The 25,910-nt window shown below is 54.8% G+C and carries 26 protein-coding genes; 16 read left to right on the forward strand and 10 right to left on the reverse strand.

Features of this window, described 5'->3' with window-relative positions; translation table 11 throughout:
- Positions 1-65: 65 nt before the first annotated feature.
- From bssS to mdtH, 6 genes are all read right to left on the reverse strand, one after another.
- Positions 66-320: a biofilm formation regulator BssS gene (gene bssS, locus OGV50_RS11780; protein WP_012132867.1), complete on the reverse strand. Its 255-nt coding sequence runs from the start codon at positions 318-320 to the stop codon at positions 66-68.
- A gap of 289 nt (positions 321-609) precedes the next feature.
- Positions 610-855, reverse strand: a complete 246-nt coding sequence (gene dinI, locus OGV50_RS11785; RefSeq protein WP_012132864.1) for a DNA damage-inducible protein I — start codon at positions 853-855, stop codon at positions 610-612.
- Positions 856-933: 78 nt separating this feature from the next.
- Positions 934-1,977, reverse strand: a complete 1,044-nt coding sequence (gene pyrC / locus OGV50_RS11790; protein WP_047457554.1) for a dihydroorotase — start codon at positions 1,975-1,977, stop codon at positions 934-936.
- 105 nt (positions 1,978-2,082) lie between these two features.
- On the reverse strand, positions 2,083-2,643 hold the full coding sequence (locus tag OGV50_RS11795) for a lipoprotein (RefSeq protein WP_024130445.1): 561 nt from the start codon (positions 2,641-2,643) through the stop codon (positions 2,083-2,085).
- A 122-nt stretch (positions 2,644-2,765) separates the two neighbouring features.
- On the reverse strand, positions 2,766-3,413 hold the full coding sequence (gene grxB, locus OGV50_RS11800; protein ID WP_024130444.1) for a glutaredoxin 2: 648 nt from the start codon (positions 3,411-3,413) through the stop codon (positions 2,766-2,768).
- A 63-nt stretch (positions 3,414-3,476) separates the two neighbouring features.
- A complete protein-coding gene (mdtH, locus tag OGV50_RS11805; protein WP_012132860.1) occupies positions 3,477-4,685 on the reverse strand; it encodes a multidrug efflux MFS transporter MdtH in 1,209 nt (402 codons plus the stop codon).
- A gap of 360 nt (positions 4,686-5,045) precedes the next feature.
- Between mdtH and rimJ the strand changes: the two genes are divergently transcribed.
- The 4 genes from rimJ to murJ all read left to right on the forward strand — a co-directional run bounded on the left by rimJ (position 5,046) and on the right by murJ (position 8,989).
- Positions 5,046-5,630 carry a ribosomal protein S5-alanine N-acetyltransferase gene (rimJ, locus tag OGV50_RS11810; RefSeq protein ID WP_024130443.1) on the forward strand — a complete coding sequence of 195 codons (585 nt, stop codon included), beginning with the start codon at positions 5,046-5,048 and terminating at the stop codon, positions 5,628-5,630.
- A 10-nt stretch (positions 5,631-5,640) separates the two neighbouring features.
- Entirely contained in the window at positions 5,641-6,288 is a 648-nt protein-coding gene (locus tag OGV50_RS11815; RefSeq protein WP_071258235.1) for a YceH family protein, read from the forward strand.
- Between the two features lies 1 nt (position 6,289).
- Positions 6,290-7,213: a Gfo/Idh/MocA family protein gene (locus OGV50_RS11820; protein WP_286488554.1), complete on the forward strand. Its 924-nt coding sequence runs from the start codon at positions 6,290-6,292 to the stop codon at positions 7,211-7,213.
- Positions 7,214-7,453: 240 nt separating this feature from the next.
- Positions 7,454-8,989 carry a murein biosynthesis integral membrane protein MurJ gene (gene murJ, locus OGV50_RS11825; protein WP_200092478.1) on the forward strand — a complete coding sequence of 512 codons (1,536 nt, stop codon included), beginning with the start codon at positions 7,454-7,456 and terminating at the stop codon, positions 8,987-8,989.
- A gap of 316 nt (positions 8,990-9,305) precedes the next feature.
- On the opposite strand, the gene flgN is transcribed toward murJ, so the two are convergent.
- The 3 genes from flgN to flgA all read right to left on the reverse strand — a co-directional run bounded on the left by flgN (position 9,306) and on the right by flgA (position 10,778).
- Positions 9,306-9,728: a flagella biosynthesis chaperone FlgN gene (gene flgN, locus OGV50_RS11830; protein ID WP_012132851.1), complete on the reverse strand. Its 423-nt coding sequence runs from the start codon at positions 9,726-9,728 to the stop codon at positions 9,306-9,308.
- A 4-nt stretch (positions 9,729-9,732) separates the two neighbouring features.
- Positions 9,733-10,026 (reverse strand): flagellar biosynthesis anti-sigma factor FlgM, encoded by a 294-nt coding sequence (flgM, locus tag OGV50_RS11835; protein WP_049010762.1) that lies wholly within the window; start codon positions 10,024-10,026, stop codon positions 9,733-9,735.
- A gap of 92 nt (positions 10,027-10,118) precedes the next feature.
- Positions 10,119-10,778: a flagellar basal body P-ring formation chaperone FlgA gene (flgA, locus tag OGV50_RS11840; protein ID WP_049010759.1), complete on the reverse strand. Its 660-nt coding sequence runs from the start codon at positions 10,776-10,778 to the stop codon at positions 10,119-10,121.
- 157 nt (positions 10,779-10,935) lie between these two features.
- On the opposite strand from flgA, the gene flgB reads away from it, so the two are divergent.
- The 11 genes from flgB (at position 10,936) to flgL (ending at position 20,755) form a co-directional block, all read left to right on the forward strand.
- Positions 10,936-11,352, forward strand: a complete 417-nt coding sequence (gene flgB / locus OGV50_RS11845; protein WP_012132848.1) for a flagellar basal body rod protein FlgB — start codon at positions 10,936-10,938, stop codon at positions 11,350-11,352.
- A gap of 3 nt (positions 11,353-11,355) precedes the next feature.
- Complete coding sequence (gene flgC, locus OGV50_RS11850; protein WP_012132847.1) at positions 11,356-11,760, forward strand: flagellar basal body rod protein FlgC; 405 nt, start codon at positions 11,356-11,358, stop codon at positions 11,758-11,760.
- A gap of 11 nt (positions 11,761-11,771) precedes the next feature.
- Positions 11,772-12,470, forward strand: a complete 699-nt coding sequence (flgD, locus tag OGV50_RS11855; protein WP_012132846.1) for a flagellar hook assembly protein FlgD — start codon at positions 11,772-11,774, stop codon at positions 12,468-12,470.
- A 26-nt stretch (positions 12,471-12,496) separates the two neighbouring features.
- Entirely contained in the window at positions 12,497-13,702 is a 1,206-nt protein-coding gene (gene flgE / locus OGV50_RS11860; protein WP_012132845.1) for a flagellar hook protein FlgE, read from the forward strand.
- Between the two features lie 20 nt (positions 13,703-13,722).
- Positions 13,723-14,478, forward strand: coding sequence for a flagellar basal-body rod protein FlgF (flgF, locus tag OGV50_RS11865; RefSeq protein ID WP_012132844.1), 756 nt, complete (start codon positions 13,723-13,725; stop codon positions 14,476-14,478).
- A gap of 13 nt (positions 14,479-14,491) precedes the next feature.
- On the forward strand, positions 14,492-15,274 hold the full coding sequence (gene flgG, locus OGV50_RS11870) for a flagellar basal-body rod protein FlgG (protein WP_012132843.1): 783 nt from the start codon (positions 14,492-14,494) through the stop codon (positions 15,272-15,274).
- 54 nt (positions 15,275-15,328) lie between these two features.
- Complete coding sequence (gene flgH / locus OGV50_RS11875; protein ID WP_024130441.1) at positions 15,329-16,027, forward strand: flagellar basal body L-ring protein FlgH; 699 nt, start codon at positions 15,329-15,331, stop codon at positions 16,025-16,027.
- A gap of 12 nt (positions 16,028-16,039) precedes the next feature.
- The gene (locus tag OGV50_RS11880; protein WP_012132841.1) at positions 16,040-17,137 is read left to right on the forward strand and encodes a flagellar basal body P-ring protein FlgI; all 1,098 of its coding nucleotides are present in this window, start codon (positions 16,040-16,042) and stop codon (positions 17,135-17,137) included.
- Positions 17,137-18,087, forward strand: coding sequence for a flagellar assembly peptidoglycan hydrolase FlgJ (gene flgJ / locus OGV50_RS11885; protein WP_047457531.1), 951 nt, complete (start codon positions 17,137-17,139; stop codon positions 18,085-18,087). Before OGV50_RS11880 ends, flgJ begins: the two co-directional genes overlap by 1 nt.
- A gap of 64 nt (positions 18,088-18,151) precedes the next feature.
- Positions 18,152-19,786 carry a flagellar hook-associated protein FlgK gene (gene flgK, locus OGV50_RS11890; RefSeq protein WP_047457529.1) on the forward strand — a complete coding sequence of 545 codons (1,635 nt, stop codon included), beginning with the start codon at positions 18,152-18,154 and terminating at the stop codon, positions 19,784-19,786.
- A gap of 15 nt (positions 19,787-19,801) precedes the next feature.
- Positions 19,802-20,755 carry a flagellar hook-associated protein FlgL gene (gene flgL / locus OGV50_RS11895; RefSeq protein WP_047457528.1) on the forward strand — a complete coding sequence of 318 codons (954 nt, stop codon included), beginning with the start codon at positions 19,802-19,804 and terminating at the stop codon, positions 20,753-20,755.
- A 162-nt stretch (positions 20,756-20,917) separates the two neighbouring features.
- Here the strand turns inward: flgL and rne are convergent, their stop codons facing one another.
- Positions 20,918-24,115: a ribonuclease E gene (gene rne / locus OGV50_RS11900; protein ID WP_286488555.1), complete on the reverse strand. Its 3,198-nt coding sequence runs from the start codon at positions 24,113-24,115 to the stop codon at positions 20,918-20,920.
- A gap of 687 nt (positions 24,116-24,802) precedes the next feature.
- Between rne and rluC the strand changes: the two genes are divergently transcribed.
- The gene (rluC, locus tag OGV50_RS11905) at positions 24,803-25,756 is read left to right on the forward strand and encodes a 23S rRNA pseudouridine(955/2504/2580) synthase RluC (protein WP_012132836.1); all 954 of its coding nucleotides are present in this window, start codon (positions 24,803-24,805) and stop codon (positions 25,754-25,756) included.
- The last annotated feature ends 154 nt before the right edge of the window (positions 25,757-25,910 follow it).

Here is a 25,910-nt window from a genome sequence, read left to right on the forward strand (position 1 = left end):
TATTAAGGGTATGAAACGATAAAGGCACCTTTTAAGGTGCCTTTGGGTGGAGGGGTCGCGTCACGTTAATGACGGCGATACTCATTTTCCTGGTAATCGCCAGATTCAATTTTGGCGATGCCTGCTTCTAATATCGAAATAAATTGTCTGGCAACATCGGTGGTTAACCAGAGCGTCTGACCAACTTCAGTCCCATCAGGGTCAGGGCGATTCGGGGTCTGGTAGTGCAAACGCAACATCAGCGCATCATAGCTGTCAACGGTGCTGATGTCCCATCCTACAAGCGGATGAGTCTGAATGACTTCATTATTCTTTTCCATTATGCCCCCTAATACGTGTTACAAGACAACGGTTTTCGAGGTTCAATGCGTGTTTTTTTCTGAAGCAACTTCAGTATATCAATAAATAAGGCTATTCACTGGAAATTTAAAGGGTGACAGAATAAATTTCTTCTTTTTAAGAATTATGTGCACAATAAAACAGCATGTTATTCATATTTTTTTGGCATGTTGTGCAGTTATTTTGAGTAATGGATTAAAAAGCGACCAGTTGCGCAAATAAAAAAGCCGGGGCGACCCGGCAAAAACGAACATTACTGCATATCATTTTTTATTCATTGACGAACCAGTCATCCGCGCTTTCCCAGGTTTCCTGTAGGATTTCGCTGATGCGTTCTTTATCCTCTTTTGTCGCGCCAATGACCGACAAATTGTTGGCTGCGGCATAACGGACGACAACATTGCCCGCGTTATCTGGAAAAGAGTGATGGATACGGCGGGAGAGTTCACCGGCCAGCGCGTCAATCGCGCCAGCAGGCAAAGGTGACGTTTTCGCTATAGTGACTTCAATACGCATAATGGCCCCCTGTTGAATATACTGTGTATTTATACAGTTAACCTTTCCGGCTTACAACAGTTGGCCACATTTTTTTTATTATTTTACTGACCAGCGTACGCGCTCGCCGCCGAGGAAGGGCACCAGTGAGTCATCGGCAAGCGTGATGCTTTCCGGGACGAGCTGCTCTTCGCGTACCAGTTCAACGTAGGTTTCATTGACCGGCAGGCCGTAGAACCGTGGCCCATTGAGTGAGCAGAACGCTTCAAAATGCGCGAGGGCGTTCATCTCTTCAAAGACCGTAGCGTAGCTGCCAAGCGCCGTCGGGGCATTAAAGCAGCCTGCGCAGCCACAGCTGGTTTCTTTCCGATGACGGGCGTGCGGCGCGGAGTCGGTACCGAGGAAGGCGCGGCTAAATCCGCTGGCGACCAGTTCACGCAAGGCCTGCTGGTGGACGTTACGTTTGAGGATCGGCAGGCAATACAGATGCGGGCGAATGCCGCCGACCAGCATATGGTTGCGATTAAACAGCAGATGCTGTGGCGTGATGGTGGCGGCTAACAGCTCGTTGCCGTCGCGAACGTACTCTGCGGCATCTTTGGTGGTAATGTGCTCAAATACAACCTTCAACGCCGTCAGACGGTGGCGCAGCGGCTCCATCACCGTTTCAATAAACCGTGCTTCGCGGTCAAAAATATCGATATCAGCATGGGTAACTTCGCCGTGTACCAGCAACGGCATGCCGAGTTTTTCCATGCGCTCCAGTACCGGCATGATCGTATCGACAGAGGTGACGCCGTGGCTGGAGTTGGTGGTCGCGTTGGCCGGATAGAGTTTTGCTGCGGTAAAGACGCCTTCGCGGAATCCGCGCTCAAGCTCATCAGGATCAAGCGTATCCGTTAAGTAGCAGGTCATCAGTGGGGTAAAGTCATGCCCGGCAGGAACGGCATCAAGAATGCGCTGGCGGTATGCGATGGCCGCATCGACCGTCGTAACAGGCGGCGCCAGGTTCGGCATCACTATCGCGCGGCCATAAATTTCACTGGTGTAAGGCACGACAGTTTTTAACATGTCGCCATCGCGAAGGTGAACGTGCCAGTCGTCTGGGCGGCGGATCTTTAAAACCTGGGATGGTGCAGTCATTAATATGCTCCGGCTGGGGGGATAGTCATTTTTGCCGGAAACCAAGGATAAGCGGAAACGTTTTCGTTTGCACGAAAAAAAAGGGCGCAAATGCGCCCTGGTGCGTTAGTCGGTGAACGGGATGATGATTTCGCCCGGTTTAACCTCTATGCCTTTGGCATATTTTTTCGCCAGCGCTTCGCCTTTGCTGCTGTCTTCACGCAAAACGTAGGCCGGTTGTTGATTAAAATAATTACGCAACGACTGATTCAGGTAAGGCATCAGCGTTTGCAGCACCGATTGCATTTTTTCCGGCGTTACGGTTGCATCCACCACTTCCATTTCTTGCAGATAAATCGCGCCTTTTTCTTTGTTAAAGACCGGTAGCGCTTTCAGCTTCAGTTTCATGGTGGCTTTCTGGCTGCCAAACAGGGAGCTCATATCCAGGTTCGCATCACCGGTTAGCGTGACTTTGTTGGGCTCTTCCCGGCCAATCTGGCTGCTGAGATTCGTCAGTACAATATGCGCATCCGCGATGCCCGGTAAGCCAATGTCTTTGGAAAAATTATTCCGTTTTTCAAGCGCCTGATTAATTTCTTGCTCGCTTACCGTGTACTGCGTGAGTTGGTTGCAGCCAACCAACAGGCCGCTAACCAACAATGCAGCGGCAAAGACAATCTTTTTCATGGGGTTCCTCAACATGATGCCCGTGTCGTAATCCTGACACAAAGCAGCATGTGGCACCAGCACGCCGCGCACCAGCAGAAAAAACTGAAAGGGTGGCGGCATGGCGCCTCCACCCACAAACATTAGAGGGCCATAGACGATAACAGGTTGATTTGCGTCTGTTTTGCCATGTTATCACGGTAATCAGCGACCCGGGTTGGCCAGTTTATGCCTGCGACCAGCGTCAGGTTACGTAATAACGGGAACAGATGAATATCGTCTTCAGACAGTTCACCGTTCACGGCATTAGGCTGCACAATCAATTTATCCAGCGCGCGCAGATCGTCGCTGATGTTTTTGATGAGCCCGCTGGAATGCGCCAGATTTTCGCCAAAGTCGCCAATCATGGCCTCTTTTTTCTCGGTGAAGTACTTCCGCGCCGATGGCGTGGAAAACTCATCAAATGCCGATTTTGCGAAACGCGGAAGGAGCAGGCGATTGGCGTAACCGTTAACTTTGCGTAGCCACTCATCAATCGCGGGGTTCTGTTTTCCGATCAGCAAGGGTTTGCCGTCAAGGTTGTCCACATAATGGACGATATCCATACTTTCGGGCAGATAACGGCTGTCGTCCTTTTGCAAAATGGGCGCCATTTTTTTGCCGATCATGCGGGTGGGCGTTGCGTCGTCGTCGTTTGCCAGGACGTTTAGCTCAACGGGAATATTTTTCAGGCCGAAAATCATGCGGGCTTTGATGCAGAAAGGGCAGTGATCGTAAATATAAAGCTTCACGTTTCTCCTCCATTTAACTGTCGGTTCTCTTTCAGTATGGAGGAGATGAAAGCAGGTATCAAATCAGGCGCCTGGCTCCAGCATGCCGCGTGGCGTCCGTTTGTGGCTGAATTGCCAACCGAGCGCAAGAAAGGTCATGATTCCGATTACCCCAAGCATCATCCAGGGCAGTTCAGGCTGTTGCAGCGCTTTCCCCATATCGAACAACCATCCTCCGCCGATATACCCTATCGCGCCGCCAATGGCTAAACCCAGTCGACTGAAGCCCATATAGCTGCCACGCGCCCGCGCATCGGCCAGCGAGGCGCTGAGCGTTTCACGCGCCGGTTCCGCAATGACCGAACCGATATAGAACGTGCAAATGAGCGTGAAGAGCTGCTGTAAATTACCGACCAGCCCGACAGGCAACATACTGAGCGACATCAGCAGCAGTCCGGCCATCAGGCGGTGCTCCAGGCGAAAACGTTTCTCGCTCCAGCGGGCGATTGGATAGAGCAGCGTCAGCGAGAGGCAGGCTTCGATCGCATACATCCACTTGACGGCGGACGGTGATCCCGCGATGTCATTGACCATGATGGGCAGCATCAGCATCACCTGTACGGCCAGCATGTAGTATCCCGCCAGGGTCAGCACGTAAGTCACGAACCGTTTGTCCGCCATGACGCGCCCCATGCCCTCGCGTACCGGGATTTTCACCGTTGACAGCTTCCACGCCGGAAGCAGCCAGGCGTTAAACGCGGCGCACAAAACGAACAGTACCGCCCCCGTCGCGCATACCAGACGAAAGTCATACTGCAACAACCAGCTACCCAATAGCGCGCCAGTCACGGCGCCCGCGCTGTCCTGCATCATCAACAGCGAAAAGAAACGACCGCGTTGTTCAGGGCGAATCAGCTTGACGACCAGCGCAGAGCGCGGCGGATCGAAAAGGGTGCCGCCAAGCCCGGAAAGAAAGCAGGAAAACCAAAGCAGCCAGGGCTCATGGGCGATCCCCATCGTCGCGAATCCGGCTGCGCGCATAAGCATCCCGGTAACAATCATTGGCTTCGCGCCAAAACGGTCGGCAATCGCGCCGCCAAAAATGCCCAGCCCTTGCTGGATGAACTGGCGCAGTCCGAGCGCAATGCCGACCATCAATGCCGCCCAGCCCATCTGGTCGACAAAGCGAATGGAGATCAGTGGAAACACCACGAAAAAGCCTAATACGACCAGCATATTATCGATGAGCAGGAAATATTTACCCAGGTTCCTGGCCTGCGAGACACGCGACATTTCCCCTCCCGGGAAAGACACTCGTCATCCTTCACGTCGCAGGCGCGTCGGCGGCGTTCGCGCTCCCCGGCCACGTATTTCTGTGCGCTTTCAGGGAGTGACTCGCTTGCCGCCGTCCTGCAACTCGAATTCTGTTGAGTTTAAAAGGTGAGCACCTTCTATTCTGCGGTGTCGGCGCGTTTTTTCCCACCTTTGCCGGGACAATATTTTTTTATCAAAAGTCCATCTTGATAGAGAGTTTTCATCAAAATGTGTGAATAAGCCAAAAAATGACGATTTGCACTTTTCACAGAGCGTACAGGCGCAGGTATAGTAACGTTATCAGGGTGTGAAGACGTTACGGGAAGGAGTAGGTATAGAATGTTTGGCTATCGCAGTAACGTGCCAAAAGTACGCTTAACAACCGACCGTCTGGTTGTGCGTTTAGTACATGAGCGTGATGCCTGGCGTCTGGCCGATTATTACGCGGAAAATCGTCATTTTTTAAAACCCTGGGAACCCGTTCGTGATGAAAGCCACTGCTATCCTTCGGGCTGGCAGGCGCGTCTGAGCATGATCGCCGAGTTTCATAAACAGGGTTCAGCGTTCTATTTCGCGCTGCTCGACCCGGAAGAGAAAGAGATCATCGGCGTGGCCAATTTTTCTAACGTAGTGCGTGGCTCATTCCACGCCTGTTATCTGGGATACTCCATCGCACAAAAGTGGCAGGGGCAGGGGCTGATGTATGAGGCCTTAACCTCGGCGATTCGCTATATGCAGCGCACGCAACATATTCACCGTATTATGGCGAACTATATGCCGCATAATAAGCGCAGCGGCGACTTGCTGGCGCGACTCGGCTTTGAAAAAGAAGGGTATGCGAAAGATTACCTGTTGATTGACGGACAGTGGCGCGATCATGTGCTGACGGCGTTGACGACGACTGAATGGACCCCCGGTCGCTAAGGAGAGGACGATGAAATACGAACTAACCGCCACTGAAGCGCGAGTGATTGGCTGCCTGCTGGAAAAACAGGTGACAACGCCGGAGCAGTACCCGCTCTCGGTTAACGGCGTGGTTACCGCCTGCAATCAAAAAACCAACCGTGAACCGGTAATGAACTTATCGGAACATGAGGTGCAGGAACAGCTTGATAATCTGGTGAAACGCCATTTTCTGCGAACGGTGAGCGGCTTCGGCAATCGCGTCACCAAATATGAACAGCGCTTCTGCAACTCCGAGTTTGGCAATCTTAAACTGAGTCCGGCGGAGGTGGCGCTGATTGCCACGCTGCTGTTGCGTGGCGCCCAGACGCCAGGTGAACTGCGCAGCCGTGCATCCCGCATGTATGAATTTAGTGATATGGCAGAAGTGGAATCGACGCTGGAACAGCTTGCCGCCCGTGACGACGGCCCTTACGTAGTGCGCCTGGCGCGCGAAGCGGGTAAGCGTGAAAGCCGGTATATGCACCTGTTTTGCGGCGAAGTCGATGAGCCGGTGAGTTCAGATGACGCGCCGCAGGCGGCGTCGGGCGATCTGCATGCGCGCGTTGAGGCGCTGGAAGGCGAAGTCGCGGAGCTGAAACAGCGCCTTGATTCGCTCCTGGCGCACCTGGGAGACTAACGTGAAAAAATTACGTATCGGTGTTGTTGGGTTAGGGGGGATCGCCCAAAAAGCCTGGTTGCCCGTACTGGGCGCATCCGGCGACTGGACGCTACAGGGGGCCTGGTCTCCTTCGCGGGATAAGGCGCTGCGCATTTGTGAAAGCTGGCGGATGCCGTACGTTGAGTCGTTGCCAGCGCTGGCGTCAACCTGCGACGCCATTTTCGTCCACTCCAGCACGGCGACGCATTATGAGGTGGTGAGCGAACTGCTCAATGCCGGGGTTCATGTCTGCGTCGATAAACCGCTGGCGGAAAACCTGCGCGATGCGGAACGGCTGGTGGCGTTGGCCGCGCGCAAAAATTTGACGCTAATGGTCGGGTTTAACCGACGCTTCGCTCCGCTCTACCGTGATCTGAAAGCGCAACTGGGCGCCGCCGCTTCTGTCCGTATGGATAAACACCGGACGGACAGCGTCGGGCCGCATGATTTGCGTTTCACGCTGCTGGATGACTACCTGCACGTTGTGGACATCGCGCTGTGGCTGACGGACGGCAAGGCGCAACTGAACGGCGGCACGTTGCAGACCAACGATCTTGGCGAGATGCTGTATGCCGAACACCATTTTTCGACGGATCAGTTGCAAATCACCACCAGTATGCACCGTCGCGCCGGGAGTCAGCGTGAATGTGTGCAGGCGGTGACGGACGGCGGCCTGTTTGATGTGACGGACATGCGCGAATGGCGCGAGGAACGCGGTCAGGGCGTGGTGCATAAACCTATTCCGGGCTGGCAGACAACCCAGGAACAACGGGGATTTGCCGGATGCGCCCGTCATTTTATTGAATGCGTGCAAAATCAGACGGTTCCTGAAACGGCGGGCGAACAGGCGATTCTGGCGCAGCGCGTCGTAGAGAAACTCTGGCGCGAGGCAATGAGCGAATAACGCCCTGTAACATCTGGCTGTAGTAATTCATCATAATCCAGGTACTATATGCCAACTCAAAATAACACCTCTTTCTGACAGAGAATGATGGCAAACCGTGGATCGTTCTGTCGGCCTGATAAGACGTTTGTACGTGGTTATCAGGCACAGAGATATTGCCGGATGGCGGCGTAAACGCCTTTATCCGGCCTGCGGTCGGCCATGCAAGGGTTTTGCTCCAGGGTCTGGAATACAACACTGATGAATTTATTAAAATCGCTGGCTGCCGTCAGCTCGATGACCATGTTTTCGCGCGTGCTTGGTTTTGCGCGTGACGCGATTGTCGCCAGAATTTTTGGCGCAGGGATGGCGACCGACGCCTTTTTCGTGGCATTCAAGTTACCGAATCTGTTGCGGCGCATTTTTGCCGAAGGGGCATTTTCCCAGGCGTTTGTGCCGATCCTTGCAGAATACAAGAGCAAGCAGGGCGAAGAGGCGACCCGGGTTTTTGTCTCCTATGTCTCCGGCCTGCTGACCCTGGCGTTAGCCGTGGTGACGGTGGCCGGTATGCTCGCCGCGCCGTGGGTGATCATGGTAACCGCGCCGGGTTTTGCTGATACCGCTGATAAATTCGCCCTGACCACCAAACTGCTGCAAATCACCTTTCCGTATATTTTGCTGATTTCGCTGGCCTCGCTGGCGGGCGCGATCCTCAACACCTGGAACCGTTTCTCGATTCCTGCGTTTGCGCCCACATTTCTGAACATCAGTATGATCGGCTTTGCGCTGTTTGCCGCGCCGTATTTTAATCCTCCCGTACTGGCGCTGGCCTGGGCGGTGACGGTGGGCGGCGTGCTGCAACTGGTTTACCAGCTTCCTCATCTGAAGAAAATTGGGATGCTGGTATTGCCGCGCATCAATTTTCGTGACGCAGGCGCGATGCGCGTTGTGAAGCAAATGGGCCCGGCGATCCTCGGCGTTTCGGTAAGCCAGATATCTCTGATCATCAACACCATTTTCGCCTCGTTTCTGGCTTCCGGTTCGGTCTCCTGGATGTATTATGCTGACCGACTGATGGAGTTCCCGTCAGGAGTTCTGGGCGTGGCGCTGGGCACCATTTTGCTGCCTTCACTGTCTAAAAGTTTTGCCAGCGGCAATCATGATGAGTATTGCCGTCTGATGGACTGGGGGCTGCGTCTGTGTTTTCTGCTGGCATTGCCGAGCGCCGTCGCGCTGGGCATTCTGGCCAAACCGCTGACGGTATCGCTGTTCCAGTACGGCAAGTTCACCGCCTTTGATGCGTCGATGACCCAGCGCGCGCTGGTGGCCTATTCCGTTGGTCTGATTGGTTTAATCGTGGTGAAAGTTTTGGCTCCGGGATTTTACTCGCGCCAGGATATCAAAACGCCGGTCAGAATCGCCATTGTGACGCTGATCATGACTCAGTTGATGAACCTGGCGTTTATCGGGCCGTTGAAGCATGCCGGTCTGTCGCTGTCTATTGGTCTGGCGGCGTGTCTGAATGCGTCGCTGCTGTACTGGCAACTGCGCAAACAGAAAATCTTTACTCCGCAGCCGGGCTGGACGTGGTTCCTGACCCGCCTGGTGATTTCCGTGCTGGTGATGTCCGCCGCGCTGGTTGGCATGTTGCATATTATGCCTGAGTGGTCAGAAGGGACAATGCTGTGGCGTCTGGCCCGACTGATGGCGGTTGTGGTTGTGGGGATTGCCGCCTATTTCGCCGCGCTGGCGGTGTTGGGCTTTAAAGTGAAGGAATTTACTCGCCGGACGGCATAGCCTCTATCCGGCAAATCGCCCGGTGGCGCTGTCGCTTACCGGGCCTACAGGGTTGTTCTGTGATTGTGTCGGCCGGATTACGGCCAATTGCCCGGTGGCGCTGTCGCTTACCGGGCCTACAGGATTATTCTGTGATTGTGTCGGCTGGATTACGGTCAATCGCCCGGTGGCGCTGTCGCTTACCGGCCTACAGGGTTGTTCTGTGATTGTGTCGGCTGGATTACGGTCAATCGCCCGGTGGCGCTGCCGCTTACCGGGCCTACAGGATTGTTCTGCGATTGTGTAGGCCGGATAAGGCGTAGCCGCCATCCGGCAATCAGATAGAGATTTTTTTCCCGCCACGGTGGGGAGAGGCGGTTTGACCGTTCGCGCCATACAGCGTCGGTTCCTGATGCGGTTTCAGCATGTCGAGCGCCTGATGATTCCGTTCAATCTGCCCTTCCAGCAGCCAACCATTATGTTGGTTGAGATCGCGTAAATGCTGCGTTTTTTCCGTAATCGCCTGCCAGCGCCTGGCGACATCATCATTAACGTTACGCTGCGCATCTTGTTCAAGACGGCGCTGCTGCTCCAGATAATCCAGCGTCGCCAGTAAAGAGCTTTTTTCTTCTGTAATACGCTGTAACTGGCTACCGTTAATGTGACCTACGGAGAGCTGCTGCTGCTCGGCATCCATCACCTTTTTCAGGTCATTGAGGACAGCCGTCATATGATCCAGAATTTCTGACAGACGAGTCATACGCTTATTTACTCTGTAAGTAGCTCTGCGCCTCGCGGATCAGCGAGTCTGCAATTTTACCGGTGTCCATCTTCAACTCACCGTTACGAATCGCCGTTTTCAGGGTTTCCACGCGCTCCATATTGATGTCGCTGGTGCCGGGTTGCATCAGTTTCGCCTGAGCATCGCTTAACTTCACACTGGTACTGGTCGTGGTTGACGCTTTTTCCTGACGCGCTTTTTGTACCGGCGCATCGCTGGTTTCGCGCGGTTGGACAGTGCTAACGGGCTTCAAAGGTGAGGTACGGTCAATGCTCATTTATTTATCCTCATCGAGGGGTTACGCTGTAGCAGCCAGCTATCATCATTGGTTGATTATTTATCGGCAGCCACTACAAAATCTTTAACTCATTATAGATTAATAAGAATATTCCCATCAGGATCGACGGTTCCACTCACGACCTGGCCTGACAACATGCGTACGCGCGCGTTTTGCGCGACGGCGGCATTGTTCAATGCCTGGCCTTCCGCATTGACGCTAAATCCGTCGCCGCTCGCCACCACCAGAACGCGCTGACCAGCTTTTATCCGCCATGCCTGGCGCAACATACTGAGCTGTATTGGCTGCCCGGGAACGAGGTCGCGCAAGCTGACGGCGTCCTGAATCTGGTTGATGTCCAGGACGGTTCGCGGGGGAAGCTGATCCAGCCGTCCGCGTTTTAGCGTGATGTTAGCCGGGCCAAGCGCACCGCCACGGGCGACGGGGGCCGCGGCAACAACGTAATTCCCCGTTGCCTGTACATTTACCTGTAGGTAGCGCTTTTCGTTCGCGCAGCGCGCCAGTACGTTCACATGCCCCCATAACTTCGCACTTCCGGTTACGCTCAGCGCGGGCTGTTCGCAATTCGGCAACAGATTGGGCGACGTGCGGATCGTGACGACGACGTCATCGCTGAACCCTGCCAGACGCTGAGAAAACCAGTCCGTTAACTGGGCATTCAGATCCTGGGCCATCGTCAGGGGGCTGAACAGCAGCGCCAGCAGCGCTATTCCACGTTTTAACGTTTGCATCGTCACTTCCCGCCAGTTTAAGCAATGACAGGATTCTACCTGCGTACCACAAGCATCAACGCAACAAATAGCGACGCATTTTGCGTTTATTCCGGCGATAACGCGCGCGTGATGGGATTTAAGCTGTCGGCTGAATTTTGTCATTTGCGGAGGAGATATGCTCGATAAGCTCGATGCCGCCTTACGTTTTCAACAGGAAGCGCTGAATCTGCGCGCTCAACGCCAGGAGGTGTTGGCCGCCAATATCGCTAACGCCGACACCCCTGGGTATCAGGCGCGTGATATGGATTTCGCCAGCGAACTCAAAAAAGTCATGGTGCGTGGCCGGGAAGAAACCGGCGGGATCGCGTTGAAGCTCACCTCTGCACAACACATTCCGGCCCAGACCGTCGCGTCTCCTTCGGTGGATCTGCTCTACCGTATTCCTGACCAGCCGTCCCTTGATGGCAATACCGTCGATATGGACCGCGAGCGTACGCAGTTTGCGGATAACAGTCTGAAATACCAGACGGGCCTCACCGTGTTGGGTGGACAAATCAAAGGCATGATGAATGTGCTACAGGGAGGAAACTAATTCGTGGCGCTGTTAAACATTTTTGATATTGCCGGGTCGGCGCTCACCGCGCAGTCCAAACGTCTTAACGTGGCGGCCAGTAACCTGGCGAACGCCGATAGCGTCACCGGGCCGGACGGTCAGCCGTATCGCGCTAAACAGGTGGTCTTTCAGGTAGACGCGGCGCCAGGGGCGGCAACCGGTGGGGTAAAAGTGGCGGACGTCATTGAAAGTCAGGCGCCGGACAAACTGGTGTATGAGCCTGGCAACCCGCTGGCGGACGCCAATGGGTACGTAAAAATGCCTAATGTGGACGTGGTTGGTGAAATGGTCAACACCATGTCAGCCTCGCGCAGCTATCAGGCAAACGTCGAAGTTCTTAATACCGTGAAAAGCATGATGCTTAAAACGCTGACATTAGGCCAGTAAAGGAGGCGCGTATGTCTATTGCCGTAAATATGAATGACTCGACCAACTCGGGAGTCGCATCCACCAGCAGTGGCAGTTCGCTGACGGGAAGCAGCGCGAGTGATTTGCAAAGCAGCTTCCTGACATTGCTGGTCGCGCAGTTGAAGAATCAGGACCCGACCAACCCACTGCAAAACAACGAGCTGACCACGCAACTGGCGCAGATCAGCACCGTTAGCGGAATTGAAAAACTGAACACCACGCTGGGCGCGATTTCCGGGCAGATTGACAACAGCCAGTCGCTACAGGCCAGCACCCTGATTGGTCATGGCGTCATGATCCCCGGCACCACCATTCTGGCTGGTACGGGCACCGAAGAGGGCGCGACCATCACCACGACGCCGTTTGGCGTGGAGTTGCAGCAGGCAGCGGATAAAGTTACCGCCACCATTACCGACAAAGACGGCAAGGTGGTGCGCACGATCAATATCGGCGAGCTGAAGGCTGGCGTTCATACCTTTACCTGGGACGGTACGTTGGAGGATGGCACAAGCGCGCCAAACGGTTCCTATAACGTCGCGATCGCCGCCAGCAACGGCAGTACGCAGCTTGTGGCGCAACCGCTTCAGTTTGCGCTGGTTCAGGGGGTTATCCGCAACAGTAGCGGTAATACCCTGGATTTAGGGACCTACGGAACCACCACACTCGACGAAGTACGGCAGATCATTTAAGCCTTTACACTTATCAGGAGTAAGTCATGGCCTTTTCTCAAGCGGTCAGCGGTCTGAACGCAGCAGCGACCAACCTCGATGTTATTGGTAATAACATCGCCAACTCCGCCACCTACGGGTTTAAATCCGGTACGGCGTCTTTTGCTGATATGTTCGCGGGCTCCAAAGTGGGCCTGGGCGTTAAAGTCGCCGGGATTACCCAGGACTTTACCGACGGCACTACCACCAACACCGGGCGTGGTCTGGATGTTGCGATTAGCCAGAACGGTTTCTTCCGTCTGGTAGACAGCAACGGCTCCGTTTTCTACAGCCGTAACGGCCAGTTCAAACTGGATGAGAACCGCAATCTGGTTAACATGCAGGGGCTGCAACTGACCGGCTATCCGGCAACCGGAACGCCGCCGACGATCCAGCAGGGTGCCAACCCAGGCCCGATCACCATCCCGAACACCCTGATGGCCGCGAAGGCGACTACCACGGCGTCTATGCAGATCAACCTTAACTCCAGCGATGAACTGCCGTCGAAAACGCCGTTTGATCCGAGCGATGCGGATTCCTATAACAAAAAGGGTACCGTTACTGTTTTTGACAGTCAGGGTAACGCCCATGATGTGAATGTGTTCTTTGTTAAGACGCAGGACAACACCTGGGAAGTTCACACCATGGACAGCAGCGATCCAACCGCGACGCCGACGTTGTCTACCACGATGGAATTCAATGAAAACGGGATGCTGGTTTCTGGCGGTTCCGCCAATATCGTCACTGGCGCAATTAATGGTGCGGACCCAGCCTCTTTCTCCCTGAGCTTCCTGAACTCCATGCAGCAGAACACTGGTGCGAACAACATCGTCGCGACCAACCAGAACGGCTATAAGCCGGGTGATCTGGTGAGCTATCAGATCAACGATGACGGCACCGTAGTGGGTAACTATTCCAACGAACAAACGCAGGTTCTGGGGCAGATCGTGCTGGCTAACTTCGCCAACAATGAAGGTCTGGCTTCTCAGGGCGATAACGTCTGGGCGGCGACGCAGGCTTCAGGCGTTGCGCTGCTTGGTACGGCGGGTACGGGTAACTTCGGTAAGTTGACCAACGGCGCGCTGGAATCCTCAAACGTGGATTTGAGTAAAGAGCTGGTGAATATGATCGTCGCGCAGCGTAACTATCAGTCAAACGCGCAGACCATCAAAACCCAGGATCAGATCCTCAACACCCTGGTTAACCTGCGCTAAGCGCCTGACGGGATGGCTTAATGGATCACGCAATATATACCGCCATGGGCGCGGCCAGTCAGACGCTTAATCAACAAGCGGTGACGGCCAGCAACCTGGCGAACGCCTCCACGCCGGGTTTTCGTGCGCAACTTAATGCGTTGCGCGCGGTGCCGGTGGAAGGTCTCTCTTTACCGACGCGTACGCTGGTGGCTGCGTCCACGCCGGGAGCCGATATGACGCCCGGGCAGATGGATTACACCTCGCGCCCGCTGGATGTGGCACTGCAACAGGATGGCTGGCTGGTTGTTCAGACCGCTGATGGTAACGAGGGATACACCCGTAACGGCAGTATTCAGGTGGACCCGACCGGGCAACTGACAATTCAGGGGCATCCGGTTATCGGTGAAGCCGGGCCGATTGCCGTTCCTGAAGGTTCAGAAATCACTATCGCGGCAGACGGGACTATCTCTGCGCTTAACCCTGGCGATCCGGCCAATACCGTCGCACCGGTAGGACGTCTGAAGCTGGTGAAAGCGCTTGGCAGCGAAGTGCAACGCGGCGATGACGGTATGTTCCGTTTAAGCGCGGCGACACAGGCTGCGCGTGGCCCGGTGTTGCAGGCTGACCCGTCCATTCGCGTGATGTCTGGCGTACTGGAGGGCAGTAACGTGAATGCGGTGTCCGCCATGAGCGATATGATCGCTAACGCCCGCCGTTTTGAAATGCAGATGAAGGTTATCAGCAGCGTGGATGACAATGCCGGGCGCGCTAACCAACTGCTGTCGATGAGTTAATACAGGACATTTTATGATCAGTTCATTATGGATCGCCAAAACCGGCCTGGACGCGCAGCAAACCAACATGGATGTGATTGCCAACAACCTGGCAAACGTCAGCACCAATGGTTTTAAGCGTCAACGCGCGGTGTTTGAAGACCTGCTGTACCAGACGATTCGTCAGCCTGGCGCGCAGTCGTCAGAACAGACGACCTTACCTTCTGGTCTGCAAATCGGTACGGGCGTTCGCCCGGTCGCCACCGAGCGTCTGCATAGTCAGGGCAACCTGTCTCAGACCAACAACAGTAAAGATGTCGCCATCAAAGGGCAGGGCTTCTTCCAGGTGATGCTGCCGGATGGCACTTCTGCTTATACCCGTGACGGTTCTTTCCAGGTGGATCAGAACGGTCAACTGGTCACGGCGGGCGGCTTCCAGGTACAGCCAGCGATCACCATTCCGGCGAACTCGCTGAGCATCACCGTGGGTCGCGATGGCGTGGTAAGCGTAACTCAGCAGGGGCAGGCCGCGCCGGTACAGGTGGGGCAGCTTAACCTGACCACGTTCATGAACGATACGGGTCTGGAAAGCATTGGTGAAAACCTGTACACCGAAACGCAATCCTCGGGTGCGCCGAATGAGAGTACGCCAGGGCTTAACGGTGCGGGTCTGCTGTATCAGGGCTATGTCGAAACCTCTAACGTAAACGTGGCGGAAGAACTGGTGAATATGATCCAGGTTCAGCGCGCTTACGAAATTAACAGCAAAGCGGTATCGACTACCGATCAGATGCTGCAAAAACTGACGCAACTCTAAGTGTCGTCCGGTGAGGGAAACCTCACCGGCACACTGATTTTGAAGATGAAGGCAATGCAAAAATACGCTGCGCACCATTACCCGATTATGGCCCTGCTGGTGGTTTCACTGACAGGATGTGCCTGGATACCTTCCACACCGCTCGTGCAGGGCGCGACCACTGCACAGCCCATACCGGGCCCGACTCCGGTGGCGAATGGTTCCATTTTTCAGTCTGCGCAGCCGATCAACTATGGCTATCAGCCGCTGTTTGAAGACCGACGTCCACGCAATATCGGCGATACGCTGACGATTGTATTGCAGGAAAACGTCAGCGCCAGTAAGAGCTCCTCCGCCAATGCCAGCCGTGACGGTAAAACCAACTTCGGCTTTGATACGGTTCCTCGTTATTTGCAGGGATTGTTCGGCAACGCGCGTGCAGATATGGAAGCCTCTGGCGGGAACTCCTTCAACGGTAAAGGCGGTGCGAACGCCAGCAATACCTTTAGCGGCACGCTGACCGTAACCGTCGATCAGGTACTGGCAAATGGCAATTTACACGTCGTGGGTGAAAAACAGATCGCCATTAATCAGGGCACTGAGTTCATCCGCTTCTCCGGGGTCGTGAACCCACGCACCATCAGCGGCAGCAACTCCGTTCCGTCAACACAGGTTGCGGATGCGCGCATTGAATATGTCGGCAACGGCTATATCAACGAGGCGCAAAATATGGGTTGGCTGCAACGTTTCTTCCTTAACTTGTCGCCGATGTAAGCGAGGTCTCCAGTGTTTAAATCTCTTGTTGGAATTGTACTGATACTGGCAACCACCCTGGCGCATGCCGATCGTATTCGGGATCTGACCAGCGTGCAGGGGGTGCGGGAAAACTCGCTGATTGGTTACGGGCTGGTGGTCGGCCTGGACGGGACGGGCGACCAGACGACCCAGACGCCCTTTACCACCCAGACGCTGAATAACATGCTGTCTCAGTTGGGGATCACCGTCCCGACGGGCACCAATATGCAGTTGAAAAACGTTGCGGCGGTAATGGTCACTGCGCAATTTCCGGCATTCGGTCGCCAGGGGCAAACGATCGACGTGGTGGTGTCCTCAATGGGGAACGCGAAAAGTCTGCGCGGCGGTACCTTGCTGATGACGCCGCTGAAAGGAGTCGATAGCCAGGTGTATGCCCTGGCGCAGGGAAATATTTTAGTCGGCGGCGCAGGGGCGTCTGCGGGCGGCAGCAGCGTGCAGGTTAACCAGCTCAATGGCGGGCGTATCACCAATGGCGCAATCATTGAACGCGAGCTGCCCAGCCAGTTTGGCGGCGGAAATACCCTCAATCTGCAACTGAACAATGAAGACTTCGCAATGGCGCAGCAGATCACTGACACCATCAACCGCGCTCGTGGCTATGGCAGTGCAACCGCGCTGGATGCGCGCACGATTCAGGTTCGCGTACCCAGCGGCAACAGCTCGCAGGTACGCTTCCTGGCGGATATCCAGAATCTGGAGGTGAACGTCACACCACAGGACGCGAAGGTGGTGATTAACTCCCGTACCGGTTCCGTGGTGATGAACCGTGAAGTGACGCTGGACAGTTGCGCCGTCGCGCAGGGCAATTTGTCCGTAACGGTGAATCGCCAGGCGAACGTCAGCCAGCCGGACACGCCGTTTGGCGGGGGGCAGACGGTCGTTACGCCACAAACGCAGATTGATTTACGTCAGAGCGGCGGTTCGCTGCAAAGCGTCCGTTCCAGCGCCAACCTGAACAATGTCGTCCGCGCGCTGAATGCGCTGGGCGCCACGCCGATGGATCTGATGTCCATCCTGCAATCCATGCAGAGCGCGGGTTGTCTGCGCGCCAAACTGGAAATTATCTGATGATTGGTGACAGCAAACTGTTGGCCAGCGCGGCCTGGGATGCGCAATCGCTCAATGAGCTGAAAGCCAAAGCGGGGCAAGATCCGGCGGCGAATATCCGCCCGGTCGCGCGTCAGGTTGAAGGGATGTTTGTGCAGATGATGCTGAAAAGCATGCGTGAAGCGCTGCCGAAAGACGGCATATTCAGCAGCGATCAAACGCGACTGTACACCAGCATGTATGACCAGCAGATTGCGCAGCAGATGACCGCCGGTAAAGGGTTGGGACTGGCGGAGATGATGGTCAGGCAGATGACCGAGGGGCAGACGCAGCCTGCGGAAGAAGCGCCGCAGGTGCCAATGAAGTTCCCTCTGGAAACGGTGACCAGCTATCAAAATCAGGCGCTGACGCAGCTGGTGCGTAAGGCGATGCCAAAAGCGCCGGAAAATAATGATGAGCCGCTGTCCGGCGACAGCAAAGACTTCCTGGCCCAGCTTTCGCTTCCGGCACGCCTGGCAAGTGAACAAAGCGGCGTGCCGCATCATCTGATTCTGGCGCAGGCGGCGCTGGAGTCGGGATGGGGTCAGCGACAGATCCGCCGTGAAAATGGTGAGCCGAGCTTTAACCTGTTTGGCATTAAGGCCTCGTCCAACTGGAAGGGGCCGGTAACAGAGATCACCACCACCGAATATGAGAACGGCGAAGCGAAGAAGGTAAAAGCGAAATTCCGCGTTTACAGCTCCTATCTGGAGGCGCTATCGGATTATGTGGGGCTGCTGACCCGTAACCCGCGCTATGCCGCGGTGACCGCCGCGTCTACCGCTGAACAGGGCGCACAGGCGTTACAAAATGCCGGTTATGCAACCGATCCTGACTATGCGCGTAAATTAACCAGCATGATTCAACAGCTGAAATCCATGAGCGACAAGGTGAGCAAAACGTACAGCGCGAATCTCGACAATCTCTTTTAAATAGCTCAAGTCCAGGAACCCGCTGCCGATAATAACCAGTATTGAAGGATTACAAGGAACCTCCATGTCCAGCTTAATTAACAACGCCATGAGCGGACTTAGCGCAGCCCAGTCTGCGTTAAATACTGCCAGTAATAACATCTCCAGCTATAACGTTGCCGGATACACCCGACAGACGACGATTATGGCGCAGGCCAACAGTACGCTGGGAGCGGGCGGTTGGGTCGGTAATGGCGTCTACGTTTCTGGCGTACAGCGTGAGTATGATTCTTTTATTACCAATCAGTTACGCGCGGCGCAGAATCAGAGCAGTGGTTTGACCGTGCGGTATGAGCAAATGTCGAAAATTGATAACCTGCTCTCCAGTACCACCAGCTCGATTTCGACCTCTCTGCAAGGTTTCTTCACCAGCCTGCAAACGCTGGTCAGCAACGCGGAAGACCCGGCGGCGCGTCAGGCGCTTATCGGTAAAGCCGACGGCCTGGTAAACCAGTTTAAAACGACCGATCAGTACCTGCGCGATCAGGATAAGCAGGTCAATATCGCCATTGGCTCCAGCGTTGAGCAGATCAACAATTACGCGAAGCAAATCGCCAGCCTGAACGATCAGATTTCCCGTCTGACCGGGGTGGGCGCGGGCGCTTCACCGAACGATCTTCTCGACCAACGCGACCAACTGGTGAGTGAGCTGAACCAGATTGTCGGTGTGGAAGTTAGCGTCCAGGACGGCGGCACCTATAACCTGACGATGGCGAATGGCTATACCCTCGTGCAGGGCAGCAGCGCCCGTCAACTGGCCGCGGTGCCGTCCAGCGCCGATCCGTCACGCACCACGGTCGCCTATGTTGATGCGACTGCCGGAAACATTGAAATCCCGGAAAAATTGCTCAATAGCGGCTCGCTTGGCGGGTTGCTGACGTTCCGCTCTCAGGATCTGGATCAGACTCGCAATACCCTCAACCAGCTGGCGCTGGCCTTTGCCGAAGCGTTTAATGCCCAGCATAAACAGGGATATGATGCCAATGGCGATCAGGGCGAGGACTTCTTTTCCATCGGTAAACCGTCCGTATTGAGTAATGCGAAAAATACGGGTAGCGGAACCTTGTCTGCGGAAGTCACCGACAGTTCCGCGGTACAGGCTACCAATTATAAGCTGGTATTTGATGGTCAGGACTGGCAGGTCACGCGCTTGTCAGACAACACCAGCTTTAAGGCGGTTGAAACCAACGGGAAACTGACGTTTGACGGGCTGGAAGTGACGGTCGGGGCAGGGGCAAATGCGAATGACAGCTTTACCCTGAAACCGGTCAGCGATGCCATTGTGAACATGAACGTGCTGGTGACCGATGAATCCAAAATTGCGATGGCTTCCGATCCCGATGCGGGTGGGAGCGATAACCGTAACGGTCAGGCGCTGCTGGATTTACAAACCCAGAAAACGGTAGGCAATAAGTCCTTTAATGATGCTTATGCGACGATGGTCAGCGATGTGGGGAACAAAACCGCCACGTTGAAAACCAGCAGCACGGCGCAGGGCAATGTTGTGACGCAGTTGTACAACCAGCAGCAATCGATTTCCGGCGTTAACCTTGATGAAGAATACGGCAACCTGCAACGCTATCAGCAGTACTACCTGGCAAACGCTCAGGTGCTGCAAACCGCGAATACGCTGTTTGATGCGCTGTTGGGCATTCGCTAAGGGAGAGGAGGATAAATGCGTATCAGTACCCAGATGATGTACCAGCAGAATATGCGTGGTATCACCAATTCCCAGGCTGAATGGATGAAGTACGGTGAGCAGATGTCCACCGGTAAGCGCGTGATTAATCCGTCTGACGATCCTATTGCCGCTTCTCAGGCTATCGTACTCGCTCAGGCCCAGGCTCAGAACAGTCAGTATGCGCTGGCACGTACCTTTGCCACTCAGAAAGTGTCGCTGGAAGAAAACGTGCTAAGTCAGGTGACAGCTGCAATTCAAACTGCGCAGGAAAAAATCGTTTACGCCGCTAACGGCACCTTAAGCGATGATGACCGCGCCTCGCTGGCGAGCGATCTACAGGGGGTTCGCGATCAGTTAATGAACCTGGCCAACAGCACCGACGGCAACGGTCGTTACATTTTCGCAGGCTATAAAACTGAAAAAGCGCCGTTTGATCAGGCAAATGGCGACTATAGCGGTGGCACTGAAAACATCACCCAGCAGGTTGATGCTTCGCGTACGATGGTGATTGGTCATACGGGCGATCAGATTTTTAATCGTATTACCAGTAATGCCGTACCGGAACCCGACAACAGCGCTTCAGAAACCAGCCTGTTTGCGATGCTGGATACGGCCATTGCAGCGCTGAAAACGCCGGTTGCTGACGATGATGTGAAGAAGGCGGAAGCTGCTGCGGCGATTGATAAAACAAACCGTGGCCTGAAAAACTCCCTTAATAACGTCCTGACCGTTCGTGCGGAACTGGGAACGCAATTGAGTGAGCTGGATTCTCTGGATTCATTGGGAAGCGAGCGCGCGCTGGGTCAGGCACAGCAGATGAGTAATCTGGTCGATGTGGACTGGAACGCGGCCATCTCGTCGTATGTAATGCAACAGGCTGCGTTACAGGCGTCCTATAAAGCATTTAGCGATATGCAAGGAATGTCTCTGTTTCAGTTGAACAAATAGCACATGTTTTGAAACATATCATGAAACTGGGTATGTTTTGTCTGCCCGCTCCCTTCACCCCGGAGCGGGCATTTTTTTGCCCGGAAAACAGATAACGGGCACCGATTGCAGGTACAAAAAAGCCGACCCGCAGGTCGGCTTATCTTTAACATCGCGTTCAGCTTATTCTACAGGCTGCGGGCGCGTGGCTGGCGCGGCGGCCTGATGCGTTGCGCTATGACCACCTGCCGCACCTTTACCTTCAAAGATGAAGGCAGGGCGCTGCCAGTCGCTGTGATGTGGCGCTTCCGGGACATATTCCGGCGCAGGCGCGCGGGTCATCGGCGCACTGGCGTGGCTGACAGGTTTCTCCCCGGTAGTTACCGCGCTTTCTGACACGGTTTCAGCAACTGCAACGGCGACTGGCGCAGCGATAATCTCTTCCGGTTCAGCGGCAACAACGACAGGTTCAACCGTTTCTTTAACGATCTCTTCCGGTTCGGCGATGACAACGTCAGCGGATTCTTCAGCCGTCGTGGTTTCCTGAACGCCAGCGACAGGTTCCGCTTGTGCAGCGACTTCCTGCGCAACAGGGACGTCAGCCTCTGCAATCACCTGAGGTTGTTCTTCAACCGGGGTGGCAATCACTTCAGGATGCGTTGTTTCCACAGTAGCGGGCTGAGGTTCAGCGACAACGGTTTCAGTTTGAACCGGTGCCTCTACAACCTGTTCGGCTGCGGCAGCGACGACCTGTGGCTCTACTGCAACCGGCTGAGCTTGTACGGTCTCTTCTTCGTGCTGTGCTTCAACCTGCGTATCCTGAGGACGGGCGACAGGGTAGCGAATCCACACTTTGCCAGACGCCATTTCCGGTGAGGCGCAAGCGACGGTTAACGGCATTGGCGATTGAAGCGGGTAACGCTCATCGCGGTAGCGACGACGACGCTGGCCGCTGACGCGCAGGTGGCGAGGAGAACGACGGGAGCGACGCGGCATTCCTGCGTTATCACGCGCTTCGCCGTTTTCTTCCTGCTCTGCTGGCGCAACGTCTGCGATCGCTGGCAGGTCAACTTTCGCCAGTTCAGTACGCTGAGCAGGCGCGCTTTGCGTAGCAGGCTGGGCGGCGACAGCGTCTTCGACGACTGGCGTTGCGACAGCTTCTGCTTCAGAGGTTGCAGAGTCTGTGTAACGAACTTTCTGGCTCAGCTGACGCTGTTTGCGGCGAGGCTGCGCCTGGCGAACGCGTTCTTCCTGTTCTGTTTCCTGAGTCGGTTGCTCATCCAGGTTCAGCGCCTTGACTTCTTGCTGTGCCTGACGTTTTTCATCGTTGCGACGACGGTTGCGTTCACGACGCGGCGTCTGCTGCTCGTCACCGGACTTCGCCTTATCGGCAACGTCGTTAGACTGCTGGCGGTTGTCACGCGCTTCTGCGTTCTGCTGCTGCGCCTGACGACGGTTACGACGGTTGTCATCACGGTTTTCACCGCCTTCAGCGCGGTTGTCGCGATTATCACGGTTGTCACGGCGATCGTTACGGTCGCGGCGATTATTCTGGCGAGACTTACGACGATCCTGCTGACGCTCCGGTTTTTCCTCTGCTTTCGGTGCAGGTTGTTCAACCGGCTTAGCGACTTCGCTGCCGCTGAACATGTTTTTCAGCGCGCCGAAGAAGCGGGTAAGCAGACCTGGTTGTGCAGGCGCAGTGGCAACGGCTTTCGGTGCTGCCGTCGCTGCTTTCACCGCAGGTTCTGCTGGCGTCGGCGCAGGCGGCACTTCCGGCATCGCGAAGGTCGCCAGTGCTGGTTGTTCAGGGCGTTTACGCTCGGCGTACTCTTCTTCAGAAGGTAACGCCATCGCTTCTTCATGCAGTTTCGGCAGCATGTAGCTCAGGGTTGGCGTTTCTTCCCCTTTACGTACGCGCAAAACGGAGTAGTGCGGCGTTTCCATCTGATCGTTTGGTACGATCACGCAGCGCACGCCATCCTGGCGAGTCTCAATAGCATTAACCGCGGTGCGCTTTTCGTTAAGCAGGTAAGAGGCGATCGGGACCGGAACAATGGCGTGAACTTCCTGGGTATTCTCTTTCAGCGCTTCTTCTTCAATCAGACGCAGAATAGACAAGGAGAGCGATTCGTTGTCGCGGACGGTGCCGGTGCCGCTACAGCGTGGGCAGACGTGATGGCTGGACTCGCCCAGAGACGGACTGAGACGCTGGCGGGACATCTCCAGCAGGCCAAAACGAGAAATATGGCTAATCTGGATACGCGCACGATCCTGACGTACCGCTTCGCGCAGACGGTTTTCCACCGCGCGCTGGTGGCGTACTGGCGTCATGTCGATGAAGTCGATAACGATCAGGCCGCCGAGGTCGCGCAAGCGCAACTGGCGAGCAATTTCATCGGCCGCTTCCAGGTTTGTGTTAAACGCGGTTTCTTCGATATCGCCGCCGCGTGTGGCTCGCGCGGAGTTAATATCAATTGCGGTTAACGCTTCGGTTGTGTCGATAACGATAGAGCCGCCGGAAGGCAGACGCACTTCACGCTGGAAGGCGGATTCAATTTGCGACTCGATCTGGTAGTGGCTGAACAGCGGAATTTCGCCGGTGTAAAGCTTAATCTTGCTGCTGAAATCCGGGCGACCCAACGCCGCGATGTGCTGGCGCGCCAGCTCAAGCACTTTCGGATTATCGATAAGAATTTCGCCGATATCCTGACGTAAGTAGTCACGGAATGCGCGGACGATAACGTTGCTTTCCTGATGGATCAGGAATGGAGCAGGGCGGCTTTCAGCGGCTTTCTGAATCGCTTCCCAGTGTTTCAGGCGGAAGCTCAGGTCCCACTGCAACGCTTCGGCGGATTTGCCGACGCCTGCGGTACGCACGATAAGCCCCATGCCGTCAGGCAGTTCGAGGCTTGCCAGCGCTTCTTTTAATTCGGTGCGATCGTCGCCTTCAATGCGACGGGAGATGCCGCCCGCGCGCGGGTTGTTCGGCATTAAAACCAGATAGCTCCCTGCCAGACTGATAAACGTCGTCAGCGCAGCGCCTTTGTTGCCGCGTTCTTCTTTATCAATCTGAACAATCACTTCCTGACCTTCGCGCAACACATCTTTAATGTTTGGACGGCCGTGGGCGTTGTAGTTGGCGGGGAAATATTCGCGGGCAATTTCTTTTAACGGGAGGAAACCGTGACGTTCAGCGCCGTAATCAACAAAAGCCGCTTCCAGACTCGGTTCGATACGGGTAATTTTGCCTTTATAGATGTTCGCTTTTTTCTGCTCGTGCCCTGGACTCTCAATGTCCAGGTCGTACAGGCGCTGCCCATCTACAAGGGCAACACGCAACTCTTCCTGCTGAGTTGCGTTGATTAACATTCTTTTCATCGTAACTTACTCATTATTCTTACATTGACGACTAAGCTGCGGGCATAGTAATGCCTTTCCGGGTGTGAACCGATGGCCTCGTGTCTATTCGCGTCGCCAACCTCACGGTTATCGTCTGCTCAAAGAGGCGCAGAGTGTCGGTTGCCTGTATTTCATACGGAAATACAGCGCAATTATCAGGGGAACAGCCTGGGAGTTACTCTCCAGAGAAGATTCCATTATGTTCATCGTCTTTCACGCCGCAGATGCGTTGGCTTTATCTGCTCACCCGGGCATAAGCTCCTGGGGATTCCCAGATTTGCCGCCTTTCTGCAACGCGTAGTACATAGAACATATACCGGTAAGGACTGCAACCCGCAGCCCGCTAACTGCCTGAAAAATCAATACGTCTTACGCCATTGCTGCGTTGATGATCTGTCTGGCAAAATGGGTCATTCCGTAAAATTTCTTGTTTTAACAAGGTTCGACACGGAAACGGTTACATTATTCCACTGCTAACCTTGTTATAGCAAGATGACTTTTACCATTTATCACCCGGTTACTCACAGTTTTTTCACTTCCTCATGGCGATTGGTTTAATAACCAGCAAATTGGTCATGTTGAACGTGAGTAACAGGATATAGAAGTAAATATAAGCATAGAAAAATGAGTGGCGCTAATCCTTATGGCTATTTAGAATCGGCCCCCATGAAAACTGAGACTCCATCCGTAAAAATAGTTGCCATTACTGCCGACGAAGCGGGGCAACGCATCGATAACTTTTTGCGCACGCAACTCAAAGGCGTACCGAAAAGCATGATTTACCGCATTTTGCGTAAAGGTGAAGTGCGGGTGAACAAAAAACGCATCAAACCGGAATATAAGCTCGAAGCCGGGGATGAAGTGCGTATTCCGCCGGTGCGCGTCGCCGAACGCGAAGAAGAGGCCGTTTCGCCGCATCTGCAAAAAGTGGCGGCGCTGGCCGATGTCATTTTGTATGAAGATGACCATATCCTGGTGCTGAACAAACCTTCCGGCACGGCGGTGCATGGCGGAAGCGGGTTGAGCTTCGGCGTTATTGAGGGGCTGCGCGCGTTGCGGCCAGAAGCGCGTTTCCTGGAACTGGTGCATCGTCTTGACCGCGATACCTCTGGCGTACTGCTGGTTGCGAAAAAACGCTCAGCGCTGCGTTCTTTGCATGAGCAACTGCGTGAGAAGGGGATGCAGAAAGATTATCTGGCGCTGGTTCGCGGCCAGTGGCAGTCGCATGTTAAATCGGTACAGGCGCCTTTATTAAAGAATATTCTGCAAAGCGGCGAACGTATTGTTCGTGTGAGTCAGGAAGGAAAACCCTCCGAAACGCGCTTTAAGGTTGAAGAGCGCTATGCGTTTGCGACGCTGGTGCGCTGTAGCCCGGTGACGGGACGTACGCATCAGATTCGTGTGCATACGCTGCATGCGGGCCATCCGATCGCGTTTGACGATCGTTACGGCGATCGCGAATTTGATAAGCAGCTTGCGGGAACGGGGCTGTCACGGCTTTTTCTGCACGCGGCAGCGCTGAAGTTTACCCATCCGGGGACTGGCGAGGTGATGCGTATCGAAGCGCCGATGGATAACCAACTCAAGCATTGCCTTCAGGTGTTACGTAACAAAGCCTGATGCGCGTTGCGATATTATCGCGCTAAACCTGTAGGCCGGATAAGACGTACGTCGCCATCCGGCATCTTTACTGATGGCGCTGTGCTTATCAGGCCTACGGGCATTGCTTCGCTGTGGGCCTGATAAGATGTTTTAGCGTCCCCATCAGACGCAT

Origin of the sequence: Citrobacter sp. CK180 (genome assembly GCF_030333655.1) — a bacterium.
Taxonomy (GTDB): Bacteria; Pseudomonadota; Gammaproteobacteria; order Enterobacterales; family Enterobacteriaceae; genus Citrobacter_B; species Citrobacter_B koseri.

Coding starts and splice junctions, on each gene's coding strand:
- OGV50_RS11815 (WP_071258235.1), top strand. CDS start 5,641: ATGAAATACGAACTAACCGCCACTGAAGCGCGAGTGATTGGCTGCCTG.
- flgF (WP_012132844.1), top strand. CDS start 13,723: ATGGATCACGCAATATATACCGCCATGGGCGCGGCCAGTCAGACGCTT.
- flgB (WP_012132848.1), top strand. CDS start 10,936: ATGCTCGATAAGCTCGATGCCGCCTTACGTTTTCAACAGGAAGCGCTG.
- flgJ (WP_047457531.1), top strand. CDS start 17,137: ATGATTGGTGACAGCAAACTGTTGGCCAGCGCGGCCTGGGATGCGCAA.
- bssS (WP_012132867.1), bottom strand. CDS start 320: ATGGAAAAGAATAATGAAGTCATTCAGACTCATCCGCTTGTAGGATGG.
- rne (WP_286488555.1), bottom strand. CDS start 24,115: ATGAAAAGAATGTTAATCAACGCAACTCAGCAGGAAGAGTTGCGTGTT.
- flgD (WP_012132846.1), top strand. CDS start 11,772: ATGTCTATTGCCGTAAATATGAATGACTCGACCAACTCGGGAGTCGCA.
- flgA (WP_049010759.1), bottom strand. CDS start 10,778: ATGCAAACGTTAAAACGTGGAATAGCGCTGCTGGCGCTGCTGTTCAGC.
- pyrC (WP_047457554.1), bottom strand. CDS start 1,977: ATGACTGCACCATCCCAGGTTTTAAAGATCCGCCGCCCAGACGACTGG.
- rluC (WP_012132836.1), top strand. CDS start 24,803: ATGAAAACTGAGACTCCATCCGTAAAAATAGTTGCCATTACTGCCGAC.
- flgN (WP_012132851.1), bottom strand. CDS start 9,728: ATGACTCGTCTGTCAGAAATTCTGGATCATATGACGGCTGTCCTCAAT.
- flgE (WP_012132845.1), top strand. CDS start 12,497: ATGGCCTTTTCTCAAGCGGTCAGCGGTCTGAACGCAGCAGCGACCAAC.
- flgM (WP_049010762.1), bottom strand. CDS start 10,026: ATGAGCATTGACCGTACCTCACCTTTGAAGCCCGTTAGCACTGTCCAA.
- mdtH (WP_012132860.1), bottom strand. CDS start 4,685: ATGTCGCGTGTCTCGCAGGCCAGGAACCTGGGTAAATATTTCCTGCTC.
- dinI (WP_012132864.1), bottom strand. CDS start 855: ATGCGTATTGAAGTCACTATAGCGAAAACGTCACCTTTGCCTGCTGGC.
- flgH (WP_024130441.1), top strand. CDS start 15,329: ATGCAAAAATACGCTGCGCACCATTACCCGATTATGGCCCTGCTGGTG.
- flgG (WP_012132843.1), top strand. CDS start 14,492: ATGATCAGTTCATTATGGATCGCCAAAACCGGCCTGGACGCGCAGCAA.
- OGV50_RS11795 (WP_024130445.1), bottom strand. CDS start 2,643: ATGAAAAAGATTGTCTTTGCCGCTGCATTGTTGGTTAGCGGCCTGTTG.
- flgL (WP_047457528.1), top strand. CDS start 19,802: ATGCGTATCAGTACCCAGATGATGTACCAGCAGAATATGCGTGGTATC.
- murJ (WP_200092478.1), top strand. CDS start 7,454: ATGAATTTATTAAAATCGCTGGCTGCCGTCAGCTCGATGACCATGTTT.
- rimJ (WP_024130443.1), top strand. CDS start 5,046: ATGTTTGGCTATCGCAGTAACGTGCCAAAAGTACGCTTAACAACCGAC.
- flgK (WP_047457529.1), top strand. CDS start 18,152: ATGTCCAGCTTAATTAACAACGCCATGAGCGGACTTAGCGCAGCCCAG.